This is a genomic window from Pseudomonas sp. EA_65y_Pfl1_P113, assembly GCF_963970525.1.
GTDB lineage: Bacteria > Pseudomonadota > Gammaproteobacteria > Pseudomonadales > Pseudomonadaceae > Aquipseudomonas > Aquipseudomonas tritici.
In genome coordinates, this window is the sequence record NZ_CAXAQM010000127.1 from 1 (window position 1) to 847 (window position 847).

The following is an 847-nucleotide window of genomic DNA, read 5'->3' on the forward strand; positions in this document are numbered from 1 at the left end:
CCGGCTTCGGCCCGTGACTTCGGCGACGGCATCGGTGCCGAAATGGCCGATAATGTGATCGAGGGCCGACCCGACAATCGGTAGCGCGCAGAATTGCTCTATCAGATTGTCGCGCAGGGTGAGCGCCTCCTGACTGAAGACAGGGTTCCCATCACCATCTGACATCGGCTCGGAACGCGTTTTGCCGGTATCGTCGACGAAAGTCTTCATCTGGCGAACGGGGAAAGCGGCCGTCAGGTAACTGGTGACGATTTCTTTGCAGTCGCAGTTTATGTCGAGCGTGGCGGCGAGAGGCGCAGGTTTTCTTCGGTTTTCCATGATTTCACTCCAGATAATATGAGGGTCAGGGGGAATGTTCGGAGACGGGCTAGGCCCGCCTTCGAACGTCGGTGAGCATTGTGATCAAGGCGTCGGAAGGCGGCTTGAAGCGCCCCGGCTTGATCGCAGGGGCACCGTGGGCTGCGAGAATCTGCAGCTTCTCTTCGGGATCGGCGCGCAAGTAGGTCTCGGTGCTCTGGATACTGGCGTGGCCGAGCCATAATGCGACCTTGCGAATGTCCCCCGTCGCCGCGAGCGTGTGCATCGCGCAAGAATGACGAAGCACGTGGGGTGTGACGCGCTTCCCAAGGATCGACGGCTGCTTCGTCGCTGCCGTCTTGACGTGCTCGGCCAATCGGAACGCAAATCCGTCGCGGGTCATCGGCTGCCCGTTGGCATTGAGGAAAATCTCGGTGACCTCAACTTGAGGCCGGATCGCAAGCCATGCGCGCAATGCGATCTGGGTCTCCTTCCACAGCGGCAGGACCCGTTCACGTCGCCCTTTGCCCATGATGTGCATGGTGGACAG

At 60.2% G+C, this 847-nt stretch carries 2 protein-coding genes; both read right to left on the minus strand.

Annotated elements, in window-relative coordinates:
• Nucleotides 1-318, minus strand: a 318-nt coding sequence (locus AACY52_RS28630; protein ID WP_339561114.1) for a hypothetical protein, incomplete at its 3' end; no start/stop codon positions are given.
• A 49-nt stretch (nucleotides 319-367) separates the two neighbouring features.
• Nucleotides 368-847 (minus strand): tyrosine-type recombinase/integrase (locus AACY52_RS28635; protein WP_339561115.1); only part of this gene is annotated, 480 nt, incomplete at its 5' end.